General features: G+C 42.0%; 26 protein-coding genes and 1 pseudogene. 8 read left to right on the plus strand and 19 right to left on the minus strand.

What is annotated here, in order from left to right; genetic code table 11:
• Positions 1 to 31 precede the first annotated feature (31 nt).
• Entirely contained in the window at positions 32 to 985 is a 954-nt protein-coding gene (locus tag R0K30_RS05770; RefSeq protein WP_099727497.1) for a ring-cleaving dioxygenase, read from the minus strand.
• 329 nt (positions 986 to 1,314) lie between these two features.
• On the opposite strand from R0K30_RS05770, the gene R0K30_RS05775 reads away from it, so the two are divergent.
• Positions 1,315 to 2,640 (plus strand): APC family permease, encoded by a 1,326-nt coding sequence (locus R0K30_RS05775; RefSeq protein ID WP_410609560.1) that lies wholly within the window; start codon positions 1,315 to 1,317, stop codon positions 2,638 to 2,640.
• A gap of 12 nt (positions 2,641 to 2,652) precedes the next feature.
• Here R0K30_RS05775 and R0K30_RS05780 read toward each other — a convergent pair whose 3' ends face one another.
• The 16 genes and pseudogenes from R0K30_RS05780 to ggt form a co-directional block, all read right to left on the minus strand.
• Entirely contained in the window at positions 2,653 to 2,982 is a 330-nt protein-coding gene (locus tag R0K30_RS05780; RefSeq protein ID WP_230031120.1) for a bh protein, read from the minus strand.
• A gap of 63 nt (positions 2,983 to 3,045) precedes the next feature.
• Entirely contained in the window at positions 3,046 to 4,002 is a 957-nt protein-coding gene (locus tag R0K30_RS05785) for a sugar-binding transcriptional regulator (protein WP_099727500.1), read from the minus strand.
• Between the two features lie 93 nt (positions 4,003 to 4,095).
• A complete protein-coding gene (locus R0K30_RS05790; protein ID WP_410609670.1) occupies positions 4,096 to 4,881 on the minus strand; it encodes an SDR family NAD(P)-dependent oxidoreductase in 786 nt (261 codons plus the stop codon).
• Positions 4,859 to 5,560, minus strand: a complete 702-nt coding sequence (locus tag R0K30_RS05795) for an SDR family NAD(P)-dependent oxidoreductase (protein ID WP_230031118.1) — start codon at positions 5,558 to 5,560, stop codon at positions 4,859 to 4,861. Before R0K30_RS05795 ends, R0K30_RS05790 begins: the two co-directional genes overlap by 23 nt.
• A 25-nt stretch (positions 5,561 to 5,585) precedes the next feature.
• Positions 5,586 to 6,968, minus strand: a complete 1,383-nt coding sequence (lpdA, locus tag R0K30_RS05800) for a dihydrolipoyl dehydrogenase (protein WP_410609563.1) — start codon at positions 6,966 to 6,968, stop codon at positions 5,586 to 5,588.
• 12 nt (positions 6,969 to 6,980) lie between these two features.
• Positions 6,981 to 8,303 (minus strand): dihydrolipoamide acetyltransferase family protein, encoded by a 1,323-nt coding sequence (locus R0K30_RS05805; RefSeq protein WP_410609565.1) that lies wholly within the window; start codon positions 8,301 to 8,303, stop codon positions 6,981 to 6,983.
• Positions 8,304 to 8,320: 17 nt separating this feature from the next.
• Complete coding sequence (locus R0K30_RS05810; RefSeq protein ID WP_099727521.1) at positions 8,321 to 9,301, minus strand: alpha-ketoacid dehydrogenase subunit beta; 981 nt, start codon at positions 9,299 to 9,301, stop codon at positions 8,321 to 8,323.
• Between the two features lie 31 nt (positions 9,302 to 9,332).
• A complete protein-coding gene (gene pdhA, locus R0K30_RS05815) occupies positions 9,333 to 10,316 on the minus strand; it encodes a pyruvate dehydrogenase (acetyl-transferring) E1 component subunit alpha (protein WP_410609567.1) in 984 nt (327 codons plus the stop codon).
• A 182-nt stretch (positions 10,317 to 10,498) separates the two neighbouring features.
• Positions 10,499 to 11,530 carry an alcohol dehydrogenase catalytic domain-containing protein gene (locus tag R0K30_RS05820; protein WP_410609569.1) on the minus strand — a complete coding sequence of 344 codons (1,032 nt, stop codon included), beginning with the start codon at positions 11,528 to 11,530 and terminating at the stop codon, positions 10,499 to 10,501.
• Entirely contained in the window at positions 11,527 to 11,973 is a 447-nt protein-coding gene (locus R0K30_RS05825) for a hypothetical protein (protein WP_410609571.1), read from the minus strand. Before R0K30_RS05825 ends, R0K30_RS05820 begins: the two co-directional genes overlap by 4 nt.
• Before the next feature lie 62 nt (positions 11,974 to 12,035).
• Entirely contained in the window at positions 12,036 to 12,314 is a 279-nt protein-coding gene (locus R0K30_RS05830; RefSeq protein WP_003212259.1) for a PTS sugar transporter subunit IIB, read from the minus strand.
• A 19-nt stretch (positions 12,315 to 12,333) separates the two neighbouring features.
• The gene (locus tag R0K30_RS05835; protein ID WP_099727508.1) at positions 12,334 to 13,707 is read right to left on the minus strand and encodes a PTS galactitol transporter subunit IIC; all 1,374 of its coding nucleotides are present in this window, start codon (positions 13,705 to 13,707) and stop codon (positions 12,334 to 12,336) included.
• 53 nt (positions 13,708 to 13,760) lie between these two features.
• A complete protein-coding gene (locus R0K30_RS05840; RefSeq protein ID WP_410609573.1) occupies positions 13,761 to 14,228 on the minus strand; it encodes a PTS sugar transporter subunit IIA in 468 nt (155 codons plus the stop codon).
• A gap of 85 nt (positions 14,229 to 14,313) precedes the next feature.
• Positions 14,314 to 14,610, minus strand: coding sequence for a P-loop NTPase family protein (locus R0K30_RS05845; protein ID WP_410609575.1), 297 nt, complete (start codon positions 14,608 to 14,610; stop codon positions 14,314 to 14,316).
• Between the two features lie 44 nt (positions 14,611 to 14,654).
• Positions 14,655 to 14,807 (minus strand): annotated as a pseudogene (locus R0K30_RS05850) (sulfate transporter subunit); the annotation flags it as partial.
• 259 nt (positions 14,808 to 15,066) lie between these two features.
• Positions 15,067 to 16,821, minus strand: coding sequence for a gamma-glutamyltransferase (gene ggt / locus R0K30_RS05855; RefSeq protein WP_367307728.1), 1,755 nt, complete (start codon positions 16,819 to 16,821; stop codon positions 15,067 to 15,069).
• A gap of 227 nt (positions 16,822 to 17,048) precedes the next feature.
• On the opposite strand from ggt, the gene R0K30_RS05860 reads away from it, so the two are divergent.
• The 6 genes from R0K30_RS05860 to R0K30_RS05885 all read left to right on the plus strand — a co-directional run bounded on the left by R0K30_RS05860 (position 17,049) and on the right by R0K30_RS05885 (position 20,598).
• Positions 17,049 to 17,507: an ASCH domain-containing protein gene (locus R0K30_RS05860; RefSeq protein ID WP_099727522.1), complete on the plus strand. Its 459-nt coding sequence runs from the start codon at positions 17,049 to 17,051 to the stop codon at positions 17,505 to 17,507.
• Positions 17,508 to 17,713: 206 nt separating this feature from the next.
• A complete protein-coding gene (locus tag R0K30_RS05865; protein ID WP_099680243.1) occupies positions 17,714 to 18,331 on the plus strand; it encodes a DUF47 domain-containing protein in 618 nt (205 codons plus the stop codon).
• Positions 18,332 to 18,346: 15 nt separating this feature from the next.
• Positions 18,347 to 19,345 carry an inorganic phosphate transporter gene (locus tag R0K30_RS05870; RefSeq protein ID WP_099727511.1) on the plus strand — a complete coding sequence of 333 codons (999 nt, stop codon included), beginning with the start codon at positions 18,347 to 18,349 and terminating at the stop codon, positions 19,343 to 19,345.
• Between the two features lie 106 nt (positions 19,346 to 19,451).
• On the plus strand, positions 19,452 to 20,222 hold the full coding sequence (locus tag R0K30_RS05875) for a type II toxin-antitoxin system SpoIISA family toxin (protein ID WP_099727512.1): 771 nt from the start codon (positions 19,452 to 19,454) through the stop codon (positions 20,220 to 20,222).
• A complete protein-coding gene (locus tag R0K30_RS05880) occupies positions 20,191 to 20,367 on the plus strand; it encodes a type II toxin-antitoxin system SpoIISB family antitoxin (protein WP_078061713.1) in 177 nt (58 codons plus the stop codon). Before R0K30_RS05875 ends, R0K30_RS05880 begins: the two co-directional genes overlap by 32 nt.
• A 99-nt stretch (positions 20,368 to 20,466) precedes the next feature.
• Positions 20,467 to 20,598, plus strand: coding sequence for a hypothetical protein (locus tag R0K30_RS05885; protein WP_256499489.1), 132 nt, complete (start codon positions 20,467 to 20,469; stop codon positions 20,596 to 20,598).
• On the opposite strand, the gene R0K30_RS05890 is transcribed toward R0K30_RS05885, so the two are convergent.
• Positions 20,587 to 21,486, minus strand: a complete 900-nt coding sequence (locus tag R0K30_RS05890) for an N-acetylmuramoyl-L-alanine amidase (RefSeq protein ID WP_410609579.1) — start codon at positions 21,484 to 21,486, stop codon at positions 20,587 to 20,589. The genes R0K30_RS05885 and R0K30_RS05890 overlap by 12 nt on opposite strands.
• A 309-nt stretch (positions 21,487 to 21,795) precedes the next feature.
• On the opposite strand from R0K30_RS05890, the gene R0K30_RS05895 reads away from it, so the two are divergent.
• Positions 21,796 to 22,344, plus strand: coding sequence for an ImmA/IrrE family metallo-endopeptidase (locus tag R0K30_RS05895; protein ID WP_099727514.1), 549 nt, complete (start codon positions 21,796 to 21,798; stop codon positions 22,342 to 22,344).
• A gap of 26 nt (positions 22,345 to 22,370) precedes the next feature.
• Here R0K30_RS05895 and R0K30_RS05900 read toward each other — a convergent pair whose 3' ends face one another.
• Positions 22,371 to 22,994, minus strand: coding sequence for a poly-gamma-glutamate hydrolase family protein (locus tag R0K30_RS05900; RefSeq protein ID WP_099727515.1), 624 nt, complete (start codon positions 22,992 to 22,994; stop codon positions 22,371 to 22,373).
• Positions 22,995 to 22,997 lie beyond the last annotated feature (3 nt).

Below are 22,997 nucleotides of genomic sequence, written 5' to 3' on the forward strand. Positions count from 1 at the left end.
AAGCAGCCCATTAATTTGAGCTGCTTTTTGATCATGACTGGATTGGGGTTAATCGTTGTTCAATTTCTGCTCGTTTGTGCTCTAGAAATGGTGGAAGTGCTAGCTGATCACCAAGCTCATCCACTCCTTCATCTACTGTAAACCCAGGGCCATCTGTTGAAATTTCAAACAAAATACCATTTGGCTCTCTAAAGTAAAGTGCTTTGAAGTAGAAGCGTTCCACAACACCAGAGTTCGTGAAGCCTGCTTTTGATATTTTGTCATGCCATTTTTCCAGCTCCTCTGCATCCTCCGCGCGAAAGGCTACGTGATGCACACTTCCTCTGCCGGAACGCTCAGAAGGTCCTTCAGTTTTTTCGATCACATGAATTTCTGTTCCAGCACCGCCATTTCCTGACTCAAAAATGGTCACGATCTCACCGTCATTTGATTGTTCACGTGCCCTTTCAGTGAAACCAAGGATATCCGTTAAGACGCTGATCGTTTTTTCTGCTTTTGCAACTGTTAATTCTACTGGGCCTAAACCTCTAATCGCAAAATCTGCAGGAATATCGTCATGTACTGGCGGTGAACCTGCCTCATGTCCGTTCGGTTCTACTGTCAAAAATAGTTGCTGCCCTTCTGGATCTGTAAATCGCAAGGCAGGTCTGCCGCCTCTTAAGGAAGCTGTTTCTTGCTGCACGCCTTTTTCTTCAAACCGTTTTTCCCAAAATGAAAGTGCTTCTTCAGAAGAAACGAGAAGGCCTGTGCGTGTGATGGCATTTGTACCTTCCAAACGTCTGGCCAGCATTGGAATTTCAAAGAATGTGAGCTCCGTTCCTGGTGAGGCGACCTCATCTCCATAAAACAAGTGATACATAGAAGGGTCATCCTGATTGACTGTTTTCTTCACAAGTTTCAAGCCAAGGATTCGGCGGTAGAAATCAACATTTTTCTGAGCATTGGCTGTTAGTGCAGATACGTGGTGAATCCCATTTATTTTCATTATTTTCACTCCTATTTCAAAATATCTCGAATTCAAGATAATATCCTTATGAATAAAATAGGTCATTTTTCAAGAAAAGTCCACCGTTTGGCTGCACGTTTACTGTATGTTCGGTTTTCGCCCTTTAAATTAACATTAAAACGAAAATAATCTTATATCGTTCGTTTTTAACACAACATTCACCCTAATATCTCCAATAAATAAACACTTTTAGAGACAAATACGAAAATCAGAAAATTTTTTTAATTCTTGTTTTCCTAAAATCGTATTACAATGAACAAAATACATGTCACAGTAACGTACGAAAGTGATGCAGGAGGTCGTGTGTAATGAACAAAGAACAAACAGCGTTAAAACAAGACATCGGCTTATTTTTTGCCCTATCTCTTGTCATCGGGACCATTATCGGGTCAGGCGTCTTTATGAAGCCAGGCAACGTCCTTTCCTATTCAGGAAGCTCCGACATCGCATTATTTGCTTGGCTGTTAGGCGGGATATTAACCCTTGCAGGCGGACTGACTGTCGCCGAAATTGGTACACAAATCCCGCGAACCGGTGGTTTGTATGCTTATCTTGAAGAAGTGTACGGTGAATTTTGGGGCTACTTATGCGGCTGGGTGCAAATTATCATTTACGGACCTGCCATTATTGGTGCTCTTGGTCTTTATTTTGGTTCATTATTAGCCAATTTATTTTCTCTTTCTTCTTTATGGTCTACAGCCATTGGCATTATTACGGTTCTATTTTTATGTGTCATCAACATAATGGGAACGAAATACGGTGGGTTTGTACAAGGGCTAACCACGATCGGAAAGCTTGTCCCGATTGCCGCTATTATTGTGTTTGGCTTATGGAAAGGAAATGAAAACATCTTCACGGCTGTCAACGACAGTATCGCTCAGATGAACTTCGGTGCAGCGGTTTTGGCTACGTTGTTTGCCTATGATGGCTGGATTTTGCTTGCAGCGCTTGGCGGTGAAATGAAAAACCCAGAGAAACTGCTTCCTCGAGCGATGGCAGGCGGGATTTTAATTGTCACAGCCTGTTATCTCTTTATTAATGTGGCACTTTTGCACGTATTACCAGCTAATGAAATCGTTCAGCTGGGTGAAAATGCGACAAGTACTGCTGCTACGATGCTCTTTGGTCCAATTGGCGGTAAAATCATTAGCATTGGGATCATCATTAGTATCTTTGGCTGCTTGAACGGAAAGGTTCTTTCATTCCCTCGTGTGATTTTTGCGATGGCAGAACGAAAACAAATTCCTTTCGCCAAAGCCATTTCACGTATACATCCTACCTTCCAAACACCTTGGGTCGCTGTATTTGTGCAAATTTTGATCGCCATTGTATTTATGATCGTCAGTAATCCTGAGAAGCTGTCAGAGGTTTCGATTTTCATGATTTATATCTTTTATGTGATGGCCTTTTTCGCTGTATTTAAGCTAAGAAAACAAAACAGCGGAATGAAGCGCGCTTATAGCGTACCACTTTATCCGCTGACACCGATCATTGCGATTATTGGCTCTTTATTCGTCTTAATCAGCACGATGATCACGGATTGGAAAAGCTGCCTTTTCTCCATGCTGATCGGATTGGCTGGACTGCCTATTTATTATTATATGAAAAAGACAAAAAATAAAGCAGAGCGCTAAATAGCCTCTGCTTTATTTTTTATATTGCTTGATCACTTTGTATGATTCGTTTAAATATCTCATGAGCCGGTATGGCTTACTTAGAACGCGAATTGGGAGCCTTGAGATAAAGCCATTCAGATTCGCCTTATATTCCTGCGTCACCCGCTTCGGCTTTGTGGCAATTTTTTCGTAAACTTCTTTGTAAAATTCCTTCATGATGTCGACTTTCACACTGATCTTCTGATGACACTCTGTACACTCTACGCTTTTCATCTGATCATTCACATAAACGATGCTGTGGAGGGTCTCTTCTTGGCACCGAGTACAATGTAGGTTTGCTTCCATTTCGGTTTGCTTCAAGATACACAGCTCCTTTCTCGTTTGATGTTGCTCTTTTTATACAATACGATCACTGCCAGCCGTTTATTGGACTGATGCTTCCTTTAAAATGGCTGCCGCAGTCTGTTCGTCTGTCACCAGCACTTGAATGAAGCCGCCATTTAAAGCCCCTAAAATACTTTCAGCTTTATGGGTTCCTTCCACTACAGCAATGACTTTTTCGACGCTCTTTAATTGTTCTAACGATAATCCAATGACTTTCTGGTTCAGTTCATCTTGGACAGGTTTACCTTCACCATCAAAGAAGCGAAAACCAATATCACCGACAGCTCCTGATTGTCTTAAACCAGATAAATCCTCTTCTTTTAAATAACCGACTGTTTTTAAAGTAGAGCCTTTATGCGGGTTACCAATACCGATGAGGGCAATATCCACGTTTCGGCCTTCTTCAAGCACAGCTTCTATATCCTGCATTGCCATAAGCCGCTCTTTTAATTCTTCTGTTTCTAAAATTGCCGGGGCATATAAATAGGAACACGTGCCATTCATTTTCTTTGCCAGCTCATATGCCAGCTGATTGGCATGAATGTCGACTGCCTGCCTGCCCATCCCGCCCTCTAAAGGGATGACTTTGACTTCGTTTCTTCGTTCAAACGGATATTCTTTCACAAGCTCAGCAAGCGTGGTCCCCCAAGAAATGCCGATTTTCTCAGCATCTTTCATGTTTTTAGAAAGATAATAGGCTCCTGCCTGACCGACTGCCCGCTTGACCATCTCAGGCATTGTCCCGACACTTGGGACAACGACAGCATCTGTTAATTGAAAGGTCGTTTCTAGCTGCTTTTCCAGTTCCACCGTATGAATGCTTTCGTCTTTAATGTACACTTCAACGATTCCCGCATCTTTTGCTTTTTGTAGAAGTTTTGAAATGACTGGCCTTGAGACATTTAGCTTTTTTGCAATTTCCTGCTGCGTCCACCCGTCTGTATAATAAAGATGAGCAACCTTGACGAGCTGTCGTCTTTCTTCCCAATTCAGCATGTGACATCATCCTTTTAATATACTATGATTCCCAGTATACCAAACATTCGTTTCTAATTGGAACAATTGTTATGAAAATGACAAAAAGAGCGATCAACTCTCCGCTCTTTTTCCCTCGGTATATTTCGGCTGATACGTTCTCCCGCCATCTAACAGGATAATCTGTCCGTGCAAATAGCTTCCCTCGTCACTTGCGAGAAATAAAGTGAGTCCTGCGATATCCTCAGGTTTTCCTAATCTCCCGACAGGAATGAGCGATTGGAGCTGCCTTTTCTCCTCCTCAGTAGGATAAAGGGTATCAAGCATTTGAGATTCAATGACGCGGGGTGCAATCACATTAATGCGCACATGATGTGTGCCTAATTCCTTTACGAGCGAACGCATCAGGCCAAAAGCACCTGCTTTGGACGCGTAGTACTGAATACCGCCGCCAGATCCTGTCATCGCAGATCCTGATCCAATAATGACCATACTGCCTTCTTGCCGCTCACATAAATAGGGTGCCGAGGCTTTAATGCAATAAAAAAGACCATATAAATTTACAGCCAGCGTCTTTTTCCAAAGCGAAAAATCAACTTCTAAAAAAGGAAGTGATTTCGTCATCCCTGCTGAATACACAAGATGATCAATGCCGCCTAGCTCCCTTGCAGCTGCTGACATCATCTGCTGAACACTTTCCCACGATGAAACGTCAGCTTGAAGCGTCAGCAGCTGAGGATGCTGTTTTTTTAAGAGTGAAAGTCCCTGTTCATCTATATCTGACACAGCAACACGATGCCCTTCTTTTAAAAAACGCTCGGCAATTTCTTTCCCGATCCCTTGGGCTCCACCAACGATAAGAACTGTTTTTTGATGATTAGCCAGCGCTCTCACCTCCATCAAGCATAATCGCTGCTCCATCTGTAAATGCCCCATACGAGGTACTTAAGAACACCGTCATATGAGCCACAGTCTCCTTGATTTGCTCTGTGTCAGGAAGCAAATGGAGAGGAGGCGGCAATAGTGCCAGCACCCGGATGCCTTTGTCTTTAAATTCTCGCGCTAAACCTTTTGTCATGGCATTCAGCACACTATTCGATGTAGCATGTGACATCCCGCCATCACCTGTTATACTGCCAGATGACGATATATTAATGATACAGCCTTGCTTATGGTCAACCATGTGCCATACAGCGGCTTGACTGGAAAGAAAAGCTGTATTTACGGTCGATTCCACTTCATCCACCCATCTATCAGGACTTACGCCGGCAAGCTCCGCGCCCGCTTTTTGCTGTGCTTGATTGACCAAAATATCAAGCTTGCCGCATGTATCAATTACTTGCCTCATCATGTTCGTCGCATCACGCGGTGTCTCAAGTGGATTCATGATGATACTGGCTTTACCGCCTATTTTTTGAATCTCTTTACTAATGGTTTTTGCCTTTGATTCATCATGAAAAGTGTGTATAAAAACATGTGCACCTGCCCGGGCTAAAGCCAGGCAGATGGCTTCTCCAAATCCATCTGTGCTATCTGTTACAAGTGCCGCTTTCTGATGAAGCTGGGCGTGCACATGCATCTCCTCCCTATCACTTGTTTGGCATTTATTTTCTCAGCTTGCTCACGATATGAAGGGCTGCTTCATAAAAGCCTTCTGAGATGGTTGGATGCGGATGAATCATTTTAGCCATCTCTTCTGCTGTCCCTTCTAAATACATAAATGAGGAAGCTTCTGAAATCATCTCTGTTACGTGCGGACCAACCATAGTGGCGCCAATGACTTCCCCATATGCTGTATCGTACACCAGTTTAATAAAGCCTGTTTGAACACCTGCCGCCAATGCTTTTCCGCTTGCGGCTAAATCGAATCGTTCTGCCCGCACGTTAAGCCCTTTGGCTTTCGCCTCTTTCTCTGTAAGCCCAACACTCGCCACCTCTGGTAATGTATAAATACACCTAGGTACGATGTCAGCATTCATTTTTTCAGGCTCGCCGCATACATTGCTGACCGCAACGGCTGCCTCTGCCATCGCCGCATGAGCTAGCTGATAGCCGCCGGCAACATCGCCAACCGCATATACACCTTCAGCACTTGTCTGCATCTGACCGTTTACTTTGATAAAAGGACCATCCAACTGAAGATCAAGCTGGCTTACAGCTGATATATTAGGTCTTCTCCCTACACAAACGAGCAGTCTTTCAGCCGTAAAGATGTGAGTCTCTCCTTTATCATCTGCTGCATGAATCGCTTTGACTCCTTCGCTTTCTGTCACCTCTGCCACAGTGGTTTTCTTTGCGATATGAATCCCTTTTTTCTTCAATTCTCTTTCTAGCAGTTTAGATGCTTCTTCATCCTCTTGCGGAATAATGGACGGAGCCGCTTCAATAATCGTGACTTTTGATTGTAGACTCTGGAAGATGCATGCGAGCTCAAGACCAATGACACCTCCGCCAATAATGACGACAGAAGCAGGAATATCCGGGATGTCAAAGATCGTATCACTTGTATCAAATTGAATCTCTTTGAGCCCCGGAATTGGCGGTATGGCAGGTGAAGATCCGGTCGCAATAATGAGCTCTTTCGTTTCAATCGATTCTGATCCGTCTTGTTTTTCAATCTCAATACGATGCTTTGTGACAGCTGTACCTCTGCCGTTATATACATCAATCTTTCCTTTCTTTAATAAAAAGGCGATTCCGCCTCTGAGCTTTTCAATGACATCATCTTTACGCTTTCTCATTTTTTCGAAGGAAAGGACCAAGTCTCCTGTTTCGATTCCCCAGCTTTTCGCCTTCTCAATTGATTCAATGACTTCTGCATGTTTGAGCAGTGTCTTTGAAGGGATACAGCCTCGATTTAAACAAGTACCACCTAGAAAATCCTCTTCAATTAAAGCGACCTTTCGTCCGCGCTCCGCTGCTTGAAGGGCAGCAGTATACCCGCCAGGCCCTCCGCCAATGACTGTCAGATCATACGTTTTCGTCATCCGATTCATCTCCTACATTAGCAATTCAAATGGTTGTTCAAGCACTTTTTTGAGATCTGTTAAAAAGGCAGCCGCTGGTGCACCATCTACCACTCGGTGATCAAACGATAAACTGACTCCCATCATTGACCGCACCTGAATTTCTCCGTCTATGACAACAGGTTTTTCTTGAATGCGTCCAACACCTAAGATCGCCACTTCTGGCTGATTAATAATCGGGGTAAAGGTATCAATGGCATACATGCCTAAGTTACTAATGGTAAATGTCGACCCTTTCAGCTGATCTGGCAGCAGTTTTTGATCACGTGCGTTTCGGCCAATTTCTTTTGCCTCTTTTGTCAGCTGTTTTAATCCTTTTTGATTCGAATGAGAAATGACTGGAACCATTAAGCCGTCTTTCACAGCAACAGCTAGACCAATGTGCACATCCTCATGGAAATGGAGCTCATTTTGATCAAACGTCATATTGATTTGCGGGTGGCGCGTAAGGACATTGCTGACTGCATGAATGATGATTTCAGTAAACGACAATCTGTAGCCTGTCTCTTTTTCAATCGCCGGCAATAGCTGCTTGCGCACTTCTTTCGCTTTTGTCATATCGATTTCACTTGTTAATGTAACGTGCGGTGCTGTAAAGGCACTTTGTGACATGCGATCAGCGATCACTTTTCTCATGCCAGCTAGTTTTTGTGTTTTCACTGGAGCAGAGTCTGCCTTTTGTACAGCTGCTGCTTTCACATCACTCTTCATGATTTTTCCGTGAGCGCCAGATCCAGCAATTGCTGCTAAATCGATTCCTTCACGAGCAGCCACTTTTCCTGCAAGCGGTGACACACGCTGATCTTTCTCATCAGTATGGACGACTGCTTCGACATCCCGCTTTTGAATTCTCCCTTTTGGTCCTGTGCCAGATACCTCGTGAATCGGCACATGGTGATCTTTCGCCGTTTTTCTCGCCGCAGGCGTGGCACGGACTTTTTCAGCAGAGATCTTTTCGGCTTCAGTAGAACCGAATGAAGCCGATTCTACTGATGATTCGCCGCTGCCCGAGGATTCTTCATCTGCTTGTGCAGGCGGCTCGCTTGGCACCTGTTCATTTGCTTCTCCGATATAGCCAATGACAGCATTAACAGGAATTTGATCATCGGCTTCATAGTATTTCTTCAGAAAAATGCCATCATCATAGGCTTCCACCTCGATATTGATCTTGTCTGTCATAATTTCAAAAAGAGGCTCACCGATTTCAACCAAATCTCCTTCTTCTTTCAACCATTGAAGCAAGGTGCCGATCTCCATCGTACTGCTTAGCTTCGGCATAAATATCTCTTTTGGCATGATCTTCTCCCCTTTATTTAAGAGCGCACAAGCTCTTTTGCTGCTTCAATAATATCTGGCACTTGTGGAATGACCGCTTTTTCAAGCGTTGGGTTATAAGGTATTGGTACCGCAAGACCGCCAAGTCGTTTAATAGGAGCATCTAGGTAGTCGAAGGCTTCACTTTCCGCTATCATACTCGCAATCTCTCCGCCGTATCCGCCTCGTTTCACCGCCTCATGAACAACGATACATTTACCCGTTTTCTTCACAGATTCGATAATGGTTTCTTCATCTAAAGGTACGAGTGTTCTTGGATCAATGATTTCGACATCGATTCCTTCTGCTTCTAATTCCTTCGCCGCTTCTAATGCTTTATGCACCATAATAGCTGTTGCTACAATCGTGACGTCCTTCCCGCTTTTTTTCACATCCGCTTTCCCTAAAGGAATCGAATACTGCTCTTCTGGCACTTCACCGATTGTTTTATATAAAAGCTTATGCTCGTAGAAAATAACAGGATTGTCATCATCCATTGCTGCCTTTAAAAGTCCCTTTGCATCATAAGCCGTTGAAGGCTGGACCACCTTTAATCCCGGAATATGAGCCATCCACGCTTCTAAACTTTGTGAGTGCTGAGCCGCGGCACCTGTTCCAGAGCCTGCTGGTGTTCTCACAACAAGCGGCACCTTTCCTTTTCCGCCAAACATGTAGCGTGTTTTGGCCGCTTGGTTGACAAGCTGATCCATAGCGATGGTGATAAAGTCAGAGAATTGAAGTTCTAAGATCGGACGCATGCCTGTCAAAGCAGCCCCGACTGCGCCCCCTGCGATGGCAGCCTCTGAAATTGGCGTATTGCGTACGCGCTCTGGACCGAATTCTTCAATCATGCCGCGCGTAACCCCAAAAGCGCCTCCATATACGCCGATATCCTCACCTAAAATGAAGACATCTTGGTTTTCTCTCATTTCCTGACTCATAGCCTCTCGAACGGCTTCTAAATACGAAATCTCTCTCACTGTTGTTTTTGTCACGTGATTCCCCTCCTAATTAGGCGTATACATCCTCTAATAGTGTGTCAATTGACGGTTCTTTACTATTTTTAGCAAATTCAACAGATGCCTCGATCTCCTGCTTTGCTTCTTCTTGTAAGCTTGCTGCCTGCTCTTCTGTCAAAACATTTAGTTCAATTAAGAGAGACTTAAAGCGTTTGATTCCGTCTTTTTGTCTCCACTCTGTTTCTTCTTCACGTGTACGGTATTTTTTCGCATCACTCTTAGAGTGCCCCTTCCAGCGATACGTTTTCATTTCAATGAGTGATGGACCTTTTCCAGCTCTTGCATGGCTGACCGCTTCATCTACTGTGTTCATAATCTCAACCATATCATTTCCATCGACAGTTTCCCCTGGCATTCCGTAGCTCTTTGCTCTTGTTGAGATGTCTTCAATGTTGATCATTTCTTTCACAGGTCCAGACATGCCGTATTGGTTGTTTTCACAAATAAACACAACAGGTAAATCCCAAATAGATGCAAGGTTTAACGCTTCATGGAAGCTGCCTTCATTTGTGGCACCATCTCCGAAGAAACAAAGGACAACATAGCCTTCCTGCTTCATTTTAGATGTCAGCGCTGCGCCTGTTGCAAGCGGGATACCGCCGCCAACGATGCCATTTGCTCCAAGATTCCCTTTTTCTAAGTCGGCAATATGCATCGAGCCGCCTTTTCCTTTGCAATAGCCGGTTTCACGTCCAAACAGTTCAGCCATCATTTTATTGACCTCTGCACCTTTTGCAATACAATGTCCATGTCCACGGTGTGTGCTGACGATCTTATCTTCATCTTTTAACACGGCAATAGAGCCAACAGCTGACGCTTCCTGTCCAACACATAAATGAGTCGTTCCATGAATGAGTCCTTTTGCAAAGAATTGATCGACCTTTTCATCAAAATATCGGACTAACCACATTTGTTTATATAAATCTGCTAATTTCTCATGACTAATCTGTTCAGGCAAAGTGATTTGTTTTTGCATTTCTTCTCTCCCCTTTACATTTGTTCTTATGTGTTACATTTGTAATTATCATACGTTTAAGTGTCATTGAAGTCAAGCATTTCCGTTTCATTTTTAAGCGTTTTCATTTTTTATCAGAAAAAAAGAGAAAGGCAAAGCCCTTTTCCAAAGAACTTCTCTTTCTCTTTCAATCTCATACGTTCTCATTCATCTGGATACATCATGATTTTGACGCTCTCACCTTCAGGGTGCCTCGCGCATTCTATCGCCTGAAGCAGCTGACTTAAAGGATAGCGATGCGTCACCATCTTCTCTGTTTGAACCACCTTCGCCTTCAGAAGCTGAAGCGCTTCATCATAATGATACGGATGCGAAGAATAGGCCCCCACTACCTTGACTTCATCATGGAAAAATCGCTCAGCCGGAATGGAGACATCTCCTTTAGGAAAGTGCGCAAATACCAAAATCGTCCCGCCTCTAGCTACAGCTTGAAACGCCTCTTTTAAAAGCGCACTGCTCCCAACAGAAATGATGACGAGATCTGCCCCTTTTCCATCTGTTTCTTTCATGACCCGTTTTTCCACTGGCTCAGATGCTGGATGAAAAGCGACGTCTGCACCTAAATTTCTCGCTTGAAGCAACCGGTTCTCATTCACATCCGTTATCATCACTTTCTCAGCTAAATAATATTTGGTGAGCTGTAATTGAATGCAGCCAATTTGACCCGCTCCAAGGATCAGTACAGAATCTCCAGGATGAACAGGCGCTCGTTCAAACCCATGCAGGCAGCAGGCAACTGGTTCGACCATGGCTCCTTGCTCATATGAGACGCCATGCGGGAGCTTGCCCATTGTGTGCTTTACATGTAAAGCAGGAACACGGATATATTCTGAAAAACCGCCTGGCTCTACATTTGTAGCTGAAAACTGGGCACACATTGTATAAAATCCTCTTTGACAAAAGTCACAGGTGAAACAAGGGACATGATGTGCCACGTACACCCTGTCTCCCGTATGGACATTTGTCACGTGACTGCCCGTTTCGACAATATCACCAGCAATTTCATGTCCTAGCACCGTCCCAGGAGGTACCGTCTCATGTGTTGCTTTGTAAATATCCGTCCCGCATAAGCCGCAGGCACGCATCCTTAAAAGAACTTCATCATCACCAATCGCAGGCCGCTCCCTCTCCTCATAACGAATGTCCTCTGAAGAATAAAAGACAGCTGATTTCATGTAGCTGCATCCTCCTTTTCATCACACTTCGCAAGACCGTGTAAAGTTTGAACAAGCTGCTTGTATTCACTTATCTCACTTGATATCCAGTAACGTCCTCCGAATATTCGCGCCTGCCCCACTCTGACATATACTTTCCCGATATGGAGATATGGCTTTAAAAACAGTTTTCCTTTGATATCGGAAACAGCATATGTGCGCCATCTGCCAAAAGCACCTATCTTCAGCTCATCTCCACTAATGATGACGTTCGTCGGCTGATTCAGTCCCGTGATGCTAGAAAGCATCAGAATAGGTAGCGTATAAACACCTAACACAGCTAACGGTTCAGGTCCTGCCGACATTAAGGTATAAAGAGACCAGAGAAAAAACAGACAGATGAGCAAGGCCGGAAGAAAAATAGAAAACACCGCAGACGTTCGGCTATAAGCATGCTGCTGCATGAGACTCCCTCCTTTCAGGTGACATGGAAGGAGCTACAAAAGCTCCTCCATACAAACATCGTTTACTTAATATGATCAATGATTTTCTCAATATCATCTTCAATGCCAAATCCGGTTAAAAAAGATAATGTTTGAATCACAGGAGTTCCTTTTGTATCACTTACAGGCGTTGTCGTTACAATTAAATCGGCGCCCTCCGCTTTTTGCGGTACTTCAGATGCCTTACACTGTTCAACCACGACATCGTATCCTTTTTCCTTTAGCGTCTCTTCTACCTTTTTTGCAACAACCGTTGATGTTGCAACTGCTGTTCCGCACGATACCAATATTTTCTTTGCCATAAGAATCCCTCCAGCTTGTTTATTGGTCTTTCTGATCTAAGCCCATTTCTTTTGCATACTGCTTTTTAATATCATTTCGCACCCAGTACCATAGAAGCGCATAAGCCAGTGCACACACAATCGCTGCAATAAAGTAAGGGTTGCTCGGATCAAGAAGTCTCACCATGATCCAAGGAATGACATGAGAACCTAAATCAATACCTGAAATCATGTTTGCCCCTTCTGGGAAATCAAAGCCTACTGCTTTACCCATTGTTGTCGCAAGTGGTGCAAGATTCGTTGCGATGAAGAAGACAATCATTAATGTAAAAATACTGTTAATGAGGCCGCGAATAATATTTCCACGAGCGGCTGCTACTGCCCATACAACCGTAAATGGCAGAACCGATAAATCCGCAAATGGCAGCATGCCATTGTAAGGAAGAACAACAGCGAGCAAAATCGTAATCGGCACCATCAAAAGGGCTACAGCCATATTCGCCGGATGACCGATCACAATCGCTGTATCTAAGCCAATATAGACATTTTTTCCAGGGAAACGCTTTTGAATATAAGAACGAGCGCCCTCAGAGATTGGAATAAGTCCTTCCATTAACAAGGCAACCATTCTTGGCATTAACACAAGAACTGCTGCCATTTGAATACCAAGAGTCATGACGCCTTTCGCATCATAGCCGCCAAGAAGACCAATAATGATACCAAGTATGAGACCCATCACAAGCGGCTCGCCAAAAATGCCAAAACGTTTCTTCAATGTTTCTGGATCAGCATGAATTTTGTTTAAACCAGGGATTTTATCAATGACGCGGTTTGACGCATACATAAGCGGCGCGAAGTTGACCGTTTCAGCATGAGCCATCGATACGCCTTTTAATCCGAAATGGTGTTCAATTGTTGGCGCCGTCCAATCGGCTAATTTAAGCGTAATTGCAGAGACGATCAAGCCAACGGCAAGGGCCAAGAACATATTATGATAAGCGTAGTAAGTAACAGAGGCTGCGAAAATCAAATGCCAGAAATTCCAAATATCCACATTCAGTGTTTTCGTAAAATTAACGGACAACAAGATGACATTTAACAAAAGCACAAGAGGAATCATCAAAGGGGCAACAGGTGTACCAAATGAAATGGCAGCTCCAATCGGCCAGCCGACATCCAAAATATCGAGCTTTAATCCAAGGGAATTGACCATGGCTTTTGCTGCTGGTCCAAGACCGCTCACGAGCAAATTAATGACAAGGTTGACACCGACAAATCCAATTCCGATTGTGATACCGGCTCGGAAAGATTTCTTAAAGCCTTGCCTTAAAATCATACCGAAAATCGTCATAATAATCGGGAGCATAATAGTTGGCCCAAGGTCTAATATAAAATCGACGGCTTGCTTGATCATACATCCACCTCCTGAATTTTTCAGATAAAGCGCTTACATTCTTTCGTAAAAGACTATTGGTTTAATTCTTGTTGAAGGACATCAACAGCTTCTTCATTCGATGTCATGAGAGATAGCTTATTCATCACTTCTTCTTTTCTAAAAAGCGCCATGAGCTTTTCTAACATCACAAGCTGCTTACTAGGTTCAGAGATTGCAAGGACGAATACAATTTTGGCTTGCACTGTTTCATCAGGGCTTCCCATCTTATGAAAAATGACAGGTTCCTTTAAAGTCGCTACACTGATCGCCGGTTTGTTCACATGTTCAGGATCTGTATGCGGAATAGCCACTCCAAAGGTCGCAAGAGGCAAGCCTGTAGGATATGTTTTTTCTCTTTCAAGCACTGCTGGTAGAAAGCTCGATTTAATATAACCCCCAGCTTCTAACCGTTCTGCTAAATATGCGGTCACCTCCTCTCTCGAAGATGCATCGTACTGCAGCTCAATTAGTTCCTTATCTAATTCAAACAAGTTATTCAAACAATCACCTCTTTCATTTGATATAAAAATGAACACATGTAACAAAAAGAAAGAACATTTTAGGATAGAACCTTTTATAAAGCGATCACAACCACTTGTTTTTAAAAATGTTCATTGTTGTTACCTTTGTAAAGATATTATAATATTCAAAATTATAAGTCAATGTTCCTAGGGAAATTTTTATAAAAAAAGATGCAGCGAGTGCTGCATCCCAGATTGTTGACAGCAAGTGCGTGTGTGCCAGCGCTACACGCTGCTTTTGTCCGCCTGACAGCTGCTCTGAATAGCGGTGCTCATTCTGCGTTAACTGAACGACCTCTAATAGCTCATGCACCCGCTCTTTGATGTCTTTTTTTGGCAGCCTTTCTCCTCTTGGTTTCATCTTAAGACCATACGCAACATTATCATCATATTTCGAAAAAGAGCATATTGCTGGAACACAAAACCGATCTGTGCTTTCGCACTACTTAACAGCTCAATCTTCCCCTTTTGATTTGAGGCTTCATTCGCATTTGAACATGGAGTACTCGTGATGATTAATAAGGTGGTCACGATCGAGACCCATTTCCACTTTTTCATGTTATCCCGCTCCCCTGTTATCACATAATGTTGACACCACCCTTGCCTTTTCTACGCAAAAAAGACCCTTAGCATTTGAAATACATCACAGTCCTGTACTTCAAATGCCAAGAGCCTTCGGTTGTCCGATCAGCTATGTATGATTGATGTTAGTCTATATATATTCAAACTATTCACAGGAGTCAACAGTGTCTTTTTCTTTTTGTTTAGACAGAAAAGAAACGCCATCTTCAAGAGACGCTTCTTTTCCCGGGAAATGTTATTGATTTGCAGATAGCTTTAAATTGACACCAACAGCGGTTCCATTTCTGGTTGAATCAGCTACTCCAGTAAATGTCCCTGCTTTTCGATCAATTAGCAGAGCTTGCACGTTTCCTATATCAATAGGCGAACTGCCAAAACGGTGTCCAATATCGTTTAACTTTGTCCTCACATCGAGAGGGACACCTACTTCATAGCGGTAAGAAGTTAAACTGTTTGTATAAATCCTTGGTTCTTCCACCGCATCCTGAAGCTCCATATCATATTCAAGCAAATTCAGGATCGTCTGTGAAACAGAAGCAATAATCGTTGTTCCTCCAGGTGATCCAACGGTCATGACAGGCTCTCCATCTTTAAATATAATCGTTGGCGTCATACTTGATAATGGACGTTTATTTGGCTGCACTTCATTGGCGCCGCCAGGCCTTGCATCAAAATCCGTGAGTTCATTATTTAAGAAAAAACCATACTCCGGGACAAGGATCCCTGTACCAAATAACTGTTCAATGGTTGTTGTAAAAGACACAACATTTCCCCACTGATCTGCAACAGTAAAATGGGTGGTTTCACCAATGGTTTTATCTTCTGGCTGCGGGACAATTGGAGATGGATTTTTTTCATCCTCATACACCCACGGATCTCCTTCTGTCGGGTTTTGAATCATTTGATCTAATTGAATAAGAGAGGCTCTTTCTGAAATGTAATCATCGTCTAATAGTCCTTTTAGTGGAACATCTACGAATTCGGGGTCGCCGGCATATGCGGCTCGGTCAGCATAGGAGAGATGCATTGTTTCAGCAAGCAGCTGATATTTTTCGAACGATTTGGGGTCATATTGAGATAGGTTAAAGTGGTCAAGTATTTTTAGGATTTGTAGCATAAACACCCCGCCCGAGCTTGGCGGAGGCATACTTGCAAGCTGGTACCCTTTATAGTCTCCCCAGATTGGCTTGTCAGTCTTGACTTCATAATGATCAATGTCATCTGTTGTCATCGTACCACCAAAATCTTGGACCGTATTTGCGAGTGCCTTTGCTACTTTACCTTCATAAAACGCCTTGCTTCCTTTTTTCGCAATCAGTTTAAATGTTTTTGCAAGATCTGGCTGAACAAGCAGATCTCCTTCTTTGAGCGGCTGGTCATCTGGAAGAAAGATTGACGCTGCAGCCGTTTTTTTCAATTTCCCTTGATGATCATCAATGGCTTTTGCAAGGACCGAATCAATTTCAAATCCATCCTCTGCCAGCTGAATAGAAGGTTTAATCAATTCCTTCATAGAACGAGTCCCCCACTTATCTAATGCCGCCTCAAGACCTTTTACTGTCCCGGGAACACCAACTGCATTACCATGTGTGGATCGCTCAGCGAATGGGATGACTTTTCCCTCATCAGTTAAAAACATGTCAGGTGTTGCGCCCTGTGGTGCCCGCTCTCTACTATTGATGATGGATGTTTCTTTTGTCTTTCCATCATAAACCATCATAAATCCTCCGCCGCCAATTCCCGACATCATCGGCTCTGTCACATTCAGTGCGTACTGGATGGCAACAGCAGCATCAACTGCGTTTCCACCTTTTTTCAATACATCAGCACCAACTTTTGATGCCAGCGGATGAGCTGTAGCCACCATGCCATCTTTGCCAACAGCTACTTTATTCCCATGAGTTTCGTTTGCAGTGACTTGGCTGACAGGAAGAAAAAACGAGAAAACAAACAGACATATGGACAAAACAGTTAGAGAAATGCGTTTCATAAACAACACCCCTTCCATATTCTTACTTTGACATTACCTACTTCTTGACCAGAATACAATAGATTATTCTAAAATTTCAAAAATTTTCATTCTATACTCCTACATAATTCAAATAAAACACGCTTTTTCAAAACATATGACATGCACAAAAAGTAGGGATAATGACATAATGTTTTCACGTATTTGCTTTAACGGTATAATAAACACATGACAAAGGGGGAAAAATGGTGAACCACAAAAGCAACATTTTTTGGGAAACGTATTGGGAAGATAAATCAGAAAAAGCACCAGCTAACACGTTTGTTTCGGCTTGGGCATTTGGTGCAGATCCAGATCACTTACTTGACCTTGTACAGCAAGGGAAAAAAACAGCCACTTGTTCTGGACATATTTTTTATGAAAAGGAACAGGAGCCGCTTCCGAAGGCTGGGCAATATGCGATCATTTTGGACAGCCAGGATGAACCTAAAGCCATCATCGAGATTATGCATGTAGATGTGATGCCAATGAATGAAGTCCCTGAATCATTTGCACAAGCAGAAGGTGAAGGCGATCTATCATATGACTATTGGTATAGAGTCCATAAAGAATTCTTCACAGAAGCACTCAAGCCATACGGATTAGACTTTAAAGAAGACATGCTTCTTGTTTGTGAACGTTTTAAACTGATTCATTCAGCTTCTTAACCTTTAAGCGGCGCCAAAAACGGGCCGCTTTTTCCGTTTCTTTTTCCCTTTCTGAAAAAGGTGTGTTGAGATTTCATCTTTAGGTCAGAATAAGATCAAATAGAAAAACTGAAGAAATTTTCGACTACACCTGTTTTTTTTCGACAAAAGAATATATAATTATTTGATGTGTGCATTGTCTCATTTATACAATGGAGGGTTTTTACATGTTAAAAAGGAAAAAAGACAAGTTTTCCGTCTTGTTAACGGAAATTGCTAAAAATTTAGATGAAACTGCTGAGTATTTTGTTAGCTATAAAGTAACAAATCAAACCACTCTGAAAGAATTTTCTGACACATTGAAGGAATATGAGACAAAAGGTGATCATCATGTTCATACCATGATTAAAGAGCTGAACAAAGCCTTTATTACACCGATTGAGCGTGAAGACATTCTTCAATTGACGAATAGCCTCGACGATGTTTTAGATGGAATTGAGCATTTTTCAGCGACAATGGAAATTTATTCAATGACAAGCTCAGACGAACATATCGACAAATTCAGCCACTACATCAGAGAATGTGCGAAAGAAATTTTAATCACGATTGATTTACTGGCTGAAAATCGCTTGAAAGATATTCAACCGCACGCAATCAAGATCAAAGAGATTGAGCATAATTGTGACAATCTTTATCGAAAATCACTAAAGAATTTGTTTGGAAAAGAAACAGATCCAATTAAGGTGATACAATACAAAGAAATTTACGAAACACTTGAAGAAATTGCTGATTCCTGTCAAAGTGTTGCCAACAATCTAGAAACAATCATTATGAAGAATGCGTAACGGGGTTAGTTAAACATGGACATATTACTCATCCTTACCATATTCATTGTCATTTGTGCACTTGCTTTTGATTTCATTAACGGATTCCACGATACAGCAAATGCCATTGCTACTTCAGTTTCAACAAAAGCGTTAAAACCAAGACATGCTATTATTATGGCAGCGTTCATGAACTTCTTAGGAGCAATGACATTTACAGGTGTGGCAAAATCCATTACAAAAGACATCGCAGATCCATTTACACTTCAAAACGGTTCTGTTGTCATTTTAGCTGCTTTAATTGCGGCCATCACTTGGAACTTGCTTACTTGGTATTACGGGATTCCGAGTAGTTCTTCACATGCACTGATTGGATCAATTGCAGGGGCTGTTATCGCCTCTGCCGGTTTTGGCGCTTTAAACTATTCGGGATTCATTAAAATCATTCAAGCACTTTTGCTTTCACCTATCCTAGCTTTCGTATTGGGATATATCGTGTATACCATTATTAAATTTATATTCAGAGACAACAATCTAGCAAAAACAAATAAACAATTCCGACGTGTTCAGATTTTAACTGCTGCACTTCAATCGTATACCCATGGAACGAACGATGCGCAAAAAGCGATGGGAATTATTACGATGGCTTTAATTGCAGGTAATCTTCATACAACTGATGACATTCCATTCTGGGTACAATTCTCTTGTGCACTTGCAATGGGACTTGGTACTTCTGTTGGCGGCTGGAAGATTATTAAAACAGTCGGTGGTAAAATCATGAAAATCCGTCCAGTAAACGGAGTATCTGCCGATTTAACTGGTGCAGCCATTATTTTCGGTGCAACGTTTATCCACTTACCTGTTAGTACCACACACGTTATTTCATCTTCTATTCTAGGCGTAGGTTCTGCGCACAGAGTCAAAGGTGTGAACTGGGGTACGGCAAAACGTATGCTTGTCACTTGGGTCATCACATTACCGATTTCAGGGACTCTAGGTGCTCTCATATACTTTGTGTTAAACGCAATTCTCTAATCATGCAAACTGCCTGTTCTTGCAGGCAGTTTTTTTCATGAAGAAGGTTTTCCAATCATACCCATAGAAGTAAATAAGTATTCAATTGTCTATGGGAGAGAACGACATGCTATTATTTTTTCAATTGACCGTATGGTTATTGCTAGGTGCCCTTGCTGTGTATGTATTTGCTGTATGGCGCTTTGAACAAAAAGTAAAAGAAAAAATGTTTGCCATTCGCAAAACGTGGTATTGGATTTATGTAGCTGGTGCTGTTGTTTATTGGACAAATGACCCCTCTTCAATCTTCACCGATTGGATGCACTACTTAATCATTGCTGTTTTTTTCGCATTAACCGATGCTTTCATTTTTCTCAGCTCCTATATTAAAAAGCTTGGGAATCATGAGCTGGAAACCGACACCCATCAACTCCTTGAACAAAACAACGATCTACTTCATTCTTACCTCAATAAACTAAAAACGTACCAATACCTATTGAAAAACGAACCGATCCATGTATATTATGGAAGTATAGAGGCATATATAGAGGGAATTGAACGGCTGATTTATTCTTTTGCAGAAAAAATGAATATTCAAGCGGTTCTGTGTCCGTATGATACACAGGAACAAAAAGATGACCTGCTGCGAACACTAGACCAGCGAGCTCTCATTCAGGCAAAGCTTGACAGGCAGGAAGTATATTACGATGATTTCGGCAAATTGGTGCTCATTCCGTTTTCGGTAGCAGATGCACACTTTGTCATAAAGCTGACCTCTGATGAGATTGTCACTGAGTTTGACTATTTATTAATGACTTCACTTACAACAATTTATGACCTAATCTTGCCTGACGAAGAGGAAGGTGATGAAGATGGACCACGCACTTCAAGGGGATAACAACAATCGCAAGAAAAACCCTTTTAAGATTTTAAAGAAGAAACGCCATATTAGTATGGCCGATTACAAAGTAAGCCCCCATACAGAGCGTATTTTCAAAAAGAATGAACAGCTTCTGGATGAGTATAAAAATAAAAAAGCTTGATCACACTAAAGGACGCGGAACTAAACCCGCGTCCTGATTCCTTTTTTACATCGATTCGCATACAATAAAACCATATGCTGTAACCATTGAGGTGCCAAAATGAAAAAGAAAATCAAACAATTGAGATATGTTCAGTTTGCTGAATTTCAGCCGTCCCCTTATGTCCGCCAATTAAATGAAAAAAGTGAAGCAGTCATTCATTCATACAAACAGAAAAACTCACTTATTTAATTGCTCAAGCAGCTTTTCCTTCGTATTAGGTCCGTATACCCCATCACTTGTCAGACCATTCATCAGCTGAAAACGCGCTACAGCATTGGCCGTTTTTTCCCCGTAAATTCCGTCAACTCCCTTATCTACAGCCGTTTTATCAGGATAAAAATAAACAGCGGCAAGCGCTTTTTGGACGAGGCGTACGTGCTCCCCCTTCGTCAAAGGAGATGTCACCTTTAAAATCCCATCTGGCAGCTCATACATGATTTTTCCATCATTGCGATAAATTTTGAGAACCTGTTCAATTTGAATCGTGTTCGGGTCGTTAATGTCATTCCATTTCTGTAAATCACTCACAGTGACGCCATGGGCTTTAGCAATACTTGTTAACGTATCCCCGCTTTTGACCACATACGTGATGACCGTCGCCGGATCACCTGCGGTTTCAATTCCTTTTTTAAATGCATCCCATGTAGATAGAAGCAGGCGTGGACATGCTTTTCCAGACCAATGCTCATGTGTAACCACATTTACTAATGGAATGTCATGTTCTTTTAATAGCTTTTGAATGAGCCATTGAGCATGTTTGACAGCCTGCTGAAAGTTCCCATCTTCATTTTCACAAATTTCAATTCCGATCGATTTCCTATTACCATTCCCATGTCCGTCCCCTGCATGCCAGCCATTTTCATTTAAAGGCAGATGCTGAAAAATTTCACGATCATCCACTGTAAAATGCCAGCTCACCTCTGTCGTTGGTCGTTTGACGTATGCCGCATGACTTTTCGCGTCAGCTCCCTTAGATGTATTTGCTGTGTTATGAACAGTCACATACATCGGTGTCATGGCGTATCCTGGCCGGTTTCCGTTTCCAACTGGAATAAAATCTTGATAAATTTGTACCATGTTCTGCACTCCCTTTTGCTAGATTGAATTGATCTTTCTCATCAATCGGTGGCATTCGTAAGACAAATTTTGTTTGTTTTAGTTATAAGACTATGGTAAAATTTGAATTCAATCTTCCCTTTTTAATAGTGAAAATGAAAAAATGAAGAAAAAAACAGGAAATAATTCCATTTTTCTTTGATTTTATGTTAAAATTGTTAAAAACAAGCCGATATAAAAAGTAAGCGATAGCTTTATTAGCCATTTAGTCCTATACGGACTTTTCTTTTATGCCAAAAATAGAACATACGTTTGTGTGGAGGTTTTTAAATGACTTATTTTTTAACCCATTTAGAAGAAGATATTAAACGGTTATACGCTCAACTACAAATAAGCGGTCCTGCATATGTAGACATGCAAAGGATCGCTTCTGAATTTCATGTATGGGTCCATTACGAGGATACCGGCAGCATGATGATCAAACATCAAGGTCTTTACAGTATTATTTTAAACAGATCCCTATCACCAGAAGAACAGTGGCAGGATTTTGCCCACGAGCTCTGTCATGTGTTGAAACACGCAGGCAATCATTTCAAAATGCATAGGCTCTTTCGAGAACTGCAAGAGTTTCAGGCAAAACAATTCATGTATCACTTTTGTGTTCCGACCTTTTTGCTCCTGCAAATGAAGCTTCCAAATCTACGTCAGCAAGCTATTTTGCAAATTGCTCAAACATTTCACGTCACCTGGGCTTTTGCTGAAAAACGGCTTGCCTTATTCGAACAGCGAAGAGTAGGCATTCGCTTTCAAAAGGAGTTTACTTCCTATTTAATGAAAGCGGAAAGGGTTGCGGAAAAAGAAGCTGCTTATCAAACGTAAACACCTGCACGCATGACAAAAGAGGTTTATTCATAAAGGCTTAATACTTGTTTCAGTACATTTGTGTATCTATAAAATTGTTCATTTTGTGTATCACGCCGGTAGCGCCGCCTAAAGTCTTGAAAGAATGCTCTTCTTTGAGCTTGACTGATTTCAATTTGAACGCTTTTTCCTGTCAGACATTGATTATTAATATTATGAGGATGTGTTCCAGAAAAACGATCTGATTCAGACAAAAGCAATGCAGGAAAACCATTCAATGTTAAACGTTTCACGGTTTCTGCAGCTCTTTCTCTGTCTGTACCGCCCACTAATGTTTGAAGCACGTCTGTTTCTCCGTAGCCGTGGAGCGCAAACGTATAATGATGTGTATGCACTTGAGAAAGACAAATCGGCTCATCAAAACGTGTGCTTGTAATATGAAGAACATGATTGCCTTTCACTTTAAGGCCCTCAAATAAATACATTGAATAATCGCTTGCTAATTCATGGATCAGTTCACTCACGCCTGATTCAATTCCTCCGGCATGAGGCGACAAAATCAGAAGCTGATCTCCTTCCCGCTTGTGTAGAATTTGATAGTCAATCCCTTTTCTTTCATGAGCGGAAAGCTCTTCATAATTTTGATACGTATCGATGATTTGCGTCATTCT

Source organism: Bacillus sp. SIMBA_154 (assembly GCF_046536015.1).
Taxonomy (GTDB): Bacteria; Bacillota; Bacilli; order Bacillales; family Bacillaceae; genus Bacillus; species Bacillus pumilus_P.

Bases quoted from the DNA above. Each gene is read 5' to 3' on its own strand.
- R0K30_RS05775 (WP_410609560.1), top strand. From the start codon at position 1,315: ATGAACAAAGAACAAACAGCGTTAAAACAAGACATCGGCTTATTTTTT.
- R0K30_RS05895 (WP_099727514.1), top strand. From the start codon at position 21,796: ATGACTTATTTTTTAACCCATTTAGAAGAAGATATTAAACGGTTATAC.
- R0K30_RS05870 (WP_099727511.1), top strand. From the start codon at position 18,347: ATGGACATATTACTCATCCTTACCATATTCATTGTCATTTGTGCACTT.
- R0K30_RS05805 (WP_410609565.1), bottom strand. From the start codon at position 8,303: ATGCCAAAAGAGATATTTATGCCGAAGCTAAGCAGTACGATGGAGATC.
- lpdA (WP_410609563.1), bottom strand. From the start codon at position 6,968: ATGACGAAAACGTATGATCTGACAGTCATTGGCGGAGGGCCTGGCGGG.
- R0K30_RS05835 (WP_099727508.1), bottom strand. From the start codon at position 13,707: ATGATCAAGCAAGCCGTCGATTTTATATTAGACCTTGGGCCAACTATT.
- R0K30_RS05885 (WP_256499489.1), top strand. From the start codon at position 20,467: ATGAAAAAGAAAATCAAACAATTGAGATATGTTCAGTTTGCTGAATTT.
- R0K30_RS05875 (WP_099727512.1), top strand. From the start codon at position 19,452: ATGCTATTATTTTTTCAATTGACCGTATGGTTATTGCTAGGTGCCCTT.
- R0K30_RS05830 (WP_003212259.1), bottom strand. From the start codon at position 12,314: ATGGCAAAGAAAATATTGGTATCGTGCGGAACAGCAGTTGCAACATCA.
- R0K30_RS05785 (WP_099727500.1), bottom strand. From the start codon at position 4,002: ATGCTGAATTGGGAAGAAAGACGACAGCTCGTCAAGGTTGCTCATCTT.
- ggt (WP_367307728.1), bottom strand. From the start codon at position 16,821: ATGAAACGCATTTCTCTAACTGTTTTGTCCATATGTCTGTTTGTTTTC.
- R0K30_RS05790 (WP_410609670.1), bottom strand. From the start codon at position 4,881: ATGGAGGTGAGAGCGCTGGCTAATCATCAAAAAACAGTTCTTATCGTT.
- R0K30_RS05865 (WP_099680243.1), top strand. From the start codon at position 17,714: ATGTTAAAAAGGAAAAAAGACAAGTTTTCCGTCTTGTTAACGGAAATT.
- R0K30_RS05900 (WP_099727515.1), bottom strand. From the start codon at position 22,994: ATGACGCAAATCATCGATACGTATCAAAATTATGAAGAGCTTTCCGCT.
- R0K30_RS05795 (WP_230031118.1), bottom strand. From the start codon at position 5,560: ATGCATGTGCACGCCCAGCTTCATCAGAAAGCGGCACTTGTAACAGAT.
- R0K30_RS05820 (WP_410609569.1), bottom strand. From the start codon at position 11,530: ATGAAATCAGCTGTCTTTTATTCTTCAGAGGACATTCGTTATGAGGAG.
- R0K30_RS05770 (WP_099727497.1), bottom strand. From the start codon at position 985: ATGAAAATAAATGGGATTCACCACGTATCTGCACTAACAGCCAATGCT.
- R0K30_RS05880 (WP_078061713.1), top strand. From the start codon at position 20,191: ATGAAGATGGACCACGCACTTCAAGGGGATAACAACAATCGCAAGAAA.
- R0K30_RS05825 (WP_410609571.1), bottom strand. From the start codon at position 11,973: ATGCAGCAGCATGCTTATAGCCGAACGTCTGCGGTGTTTTCTATTTTT.
- pdhA (WP_410609567.1), bottom strand. From the start codon at position 10,316: ATGCAAAAACAAATCACTTTGCCTGAACAGATTAGTCATGAGAAATTA.
- R0K30_RS05890 (WP_410609579.1), bottom strand. From the start codon at position 21,486: ATGGTACAAATTTATCAAGATTTTATTCCAGTTGGAAACGGAAACCGG.
- R0K30_RS05845 (WP_410609575.1), bottom strand. From the start codon at position 14,610: ATGAAACCAAGAGGAGAAAGGCTGCCAAAAAAAGACATCAAAGAGCGG.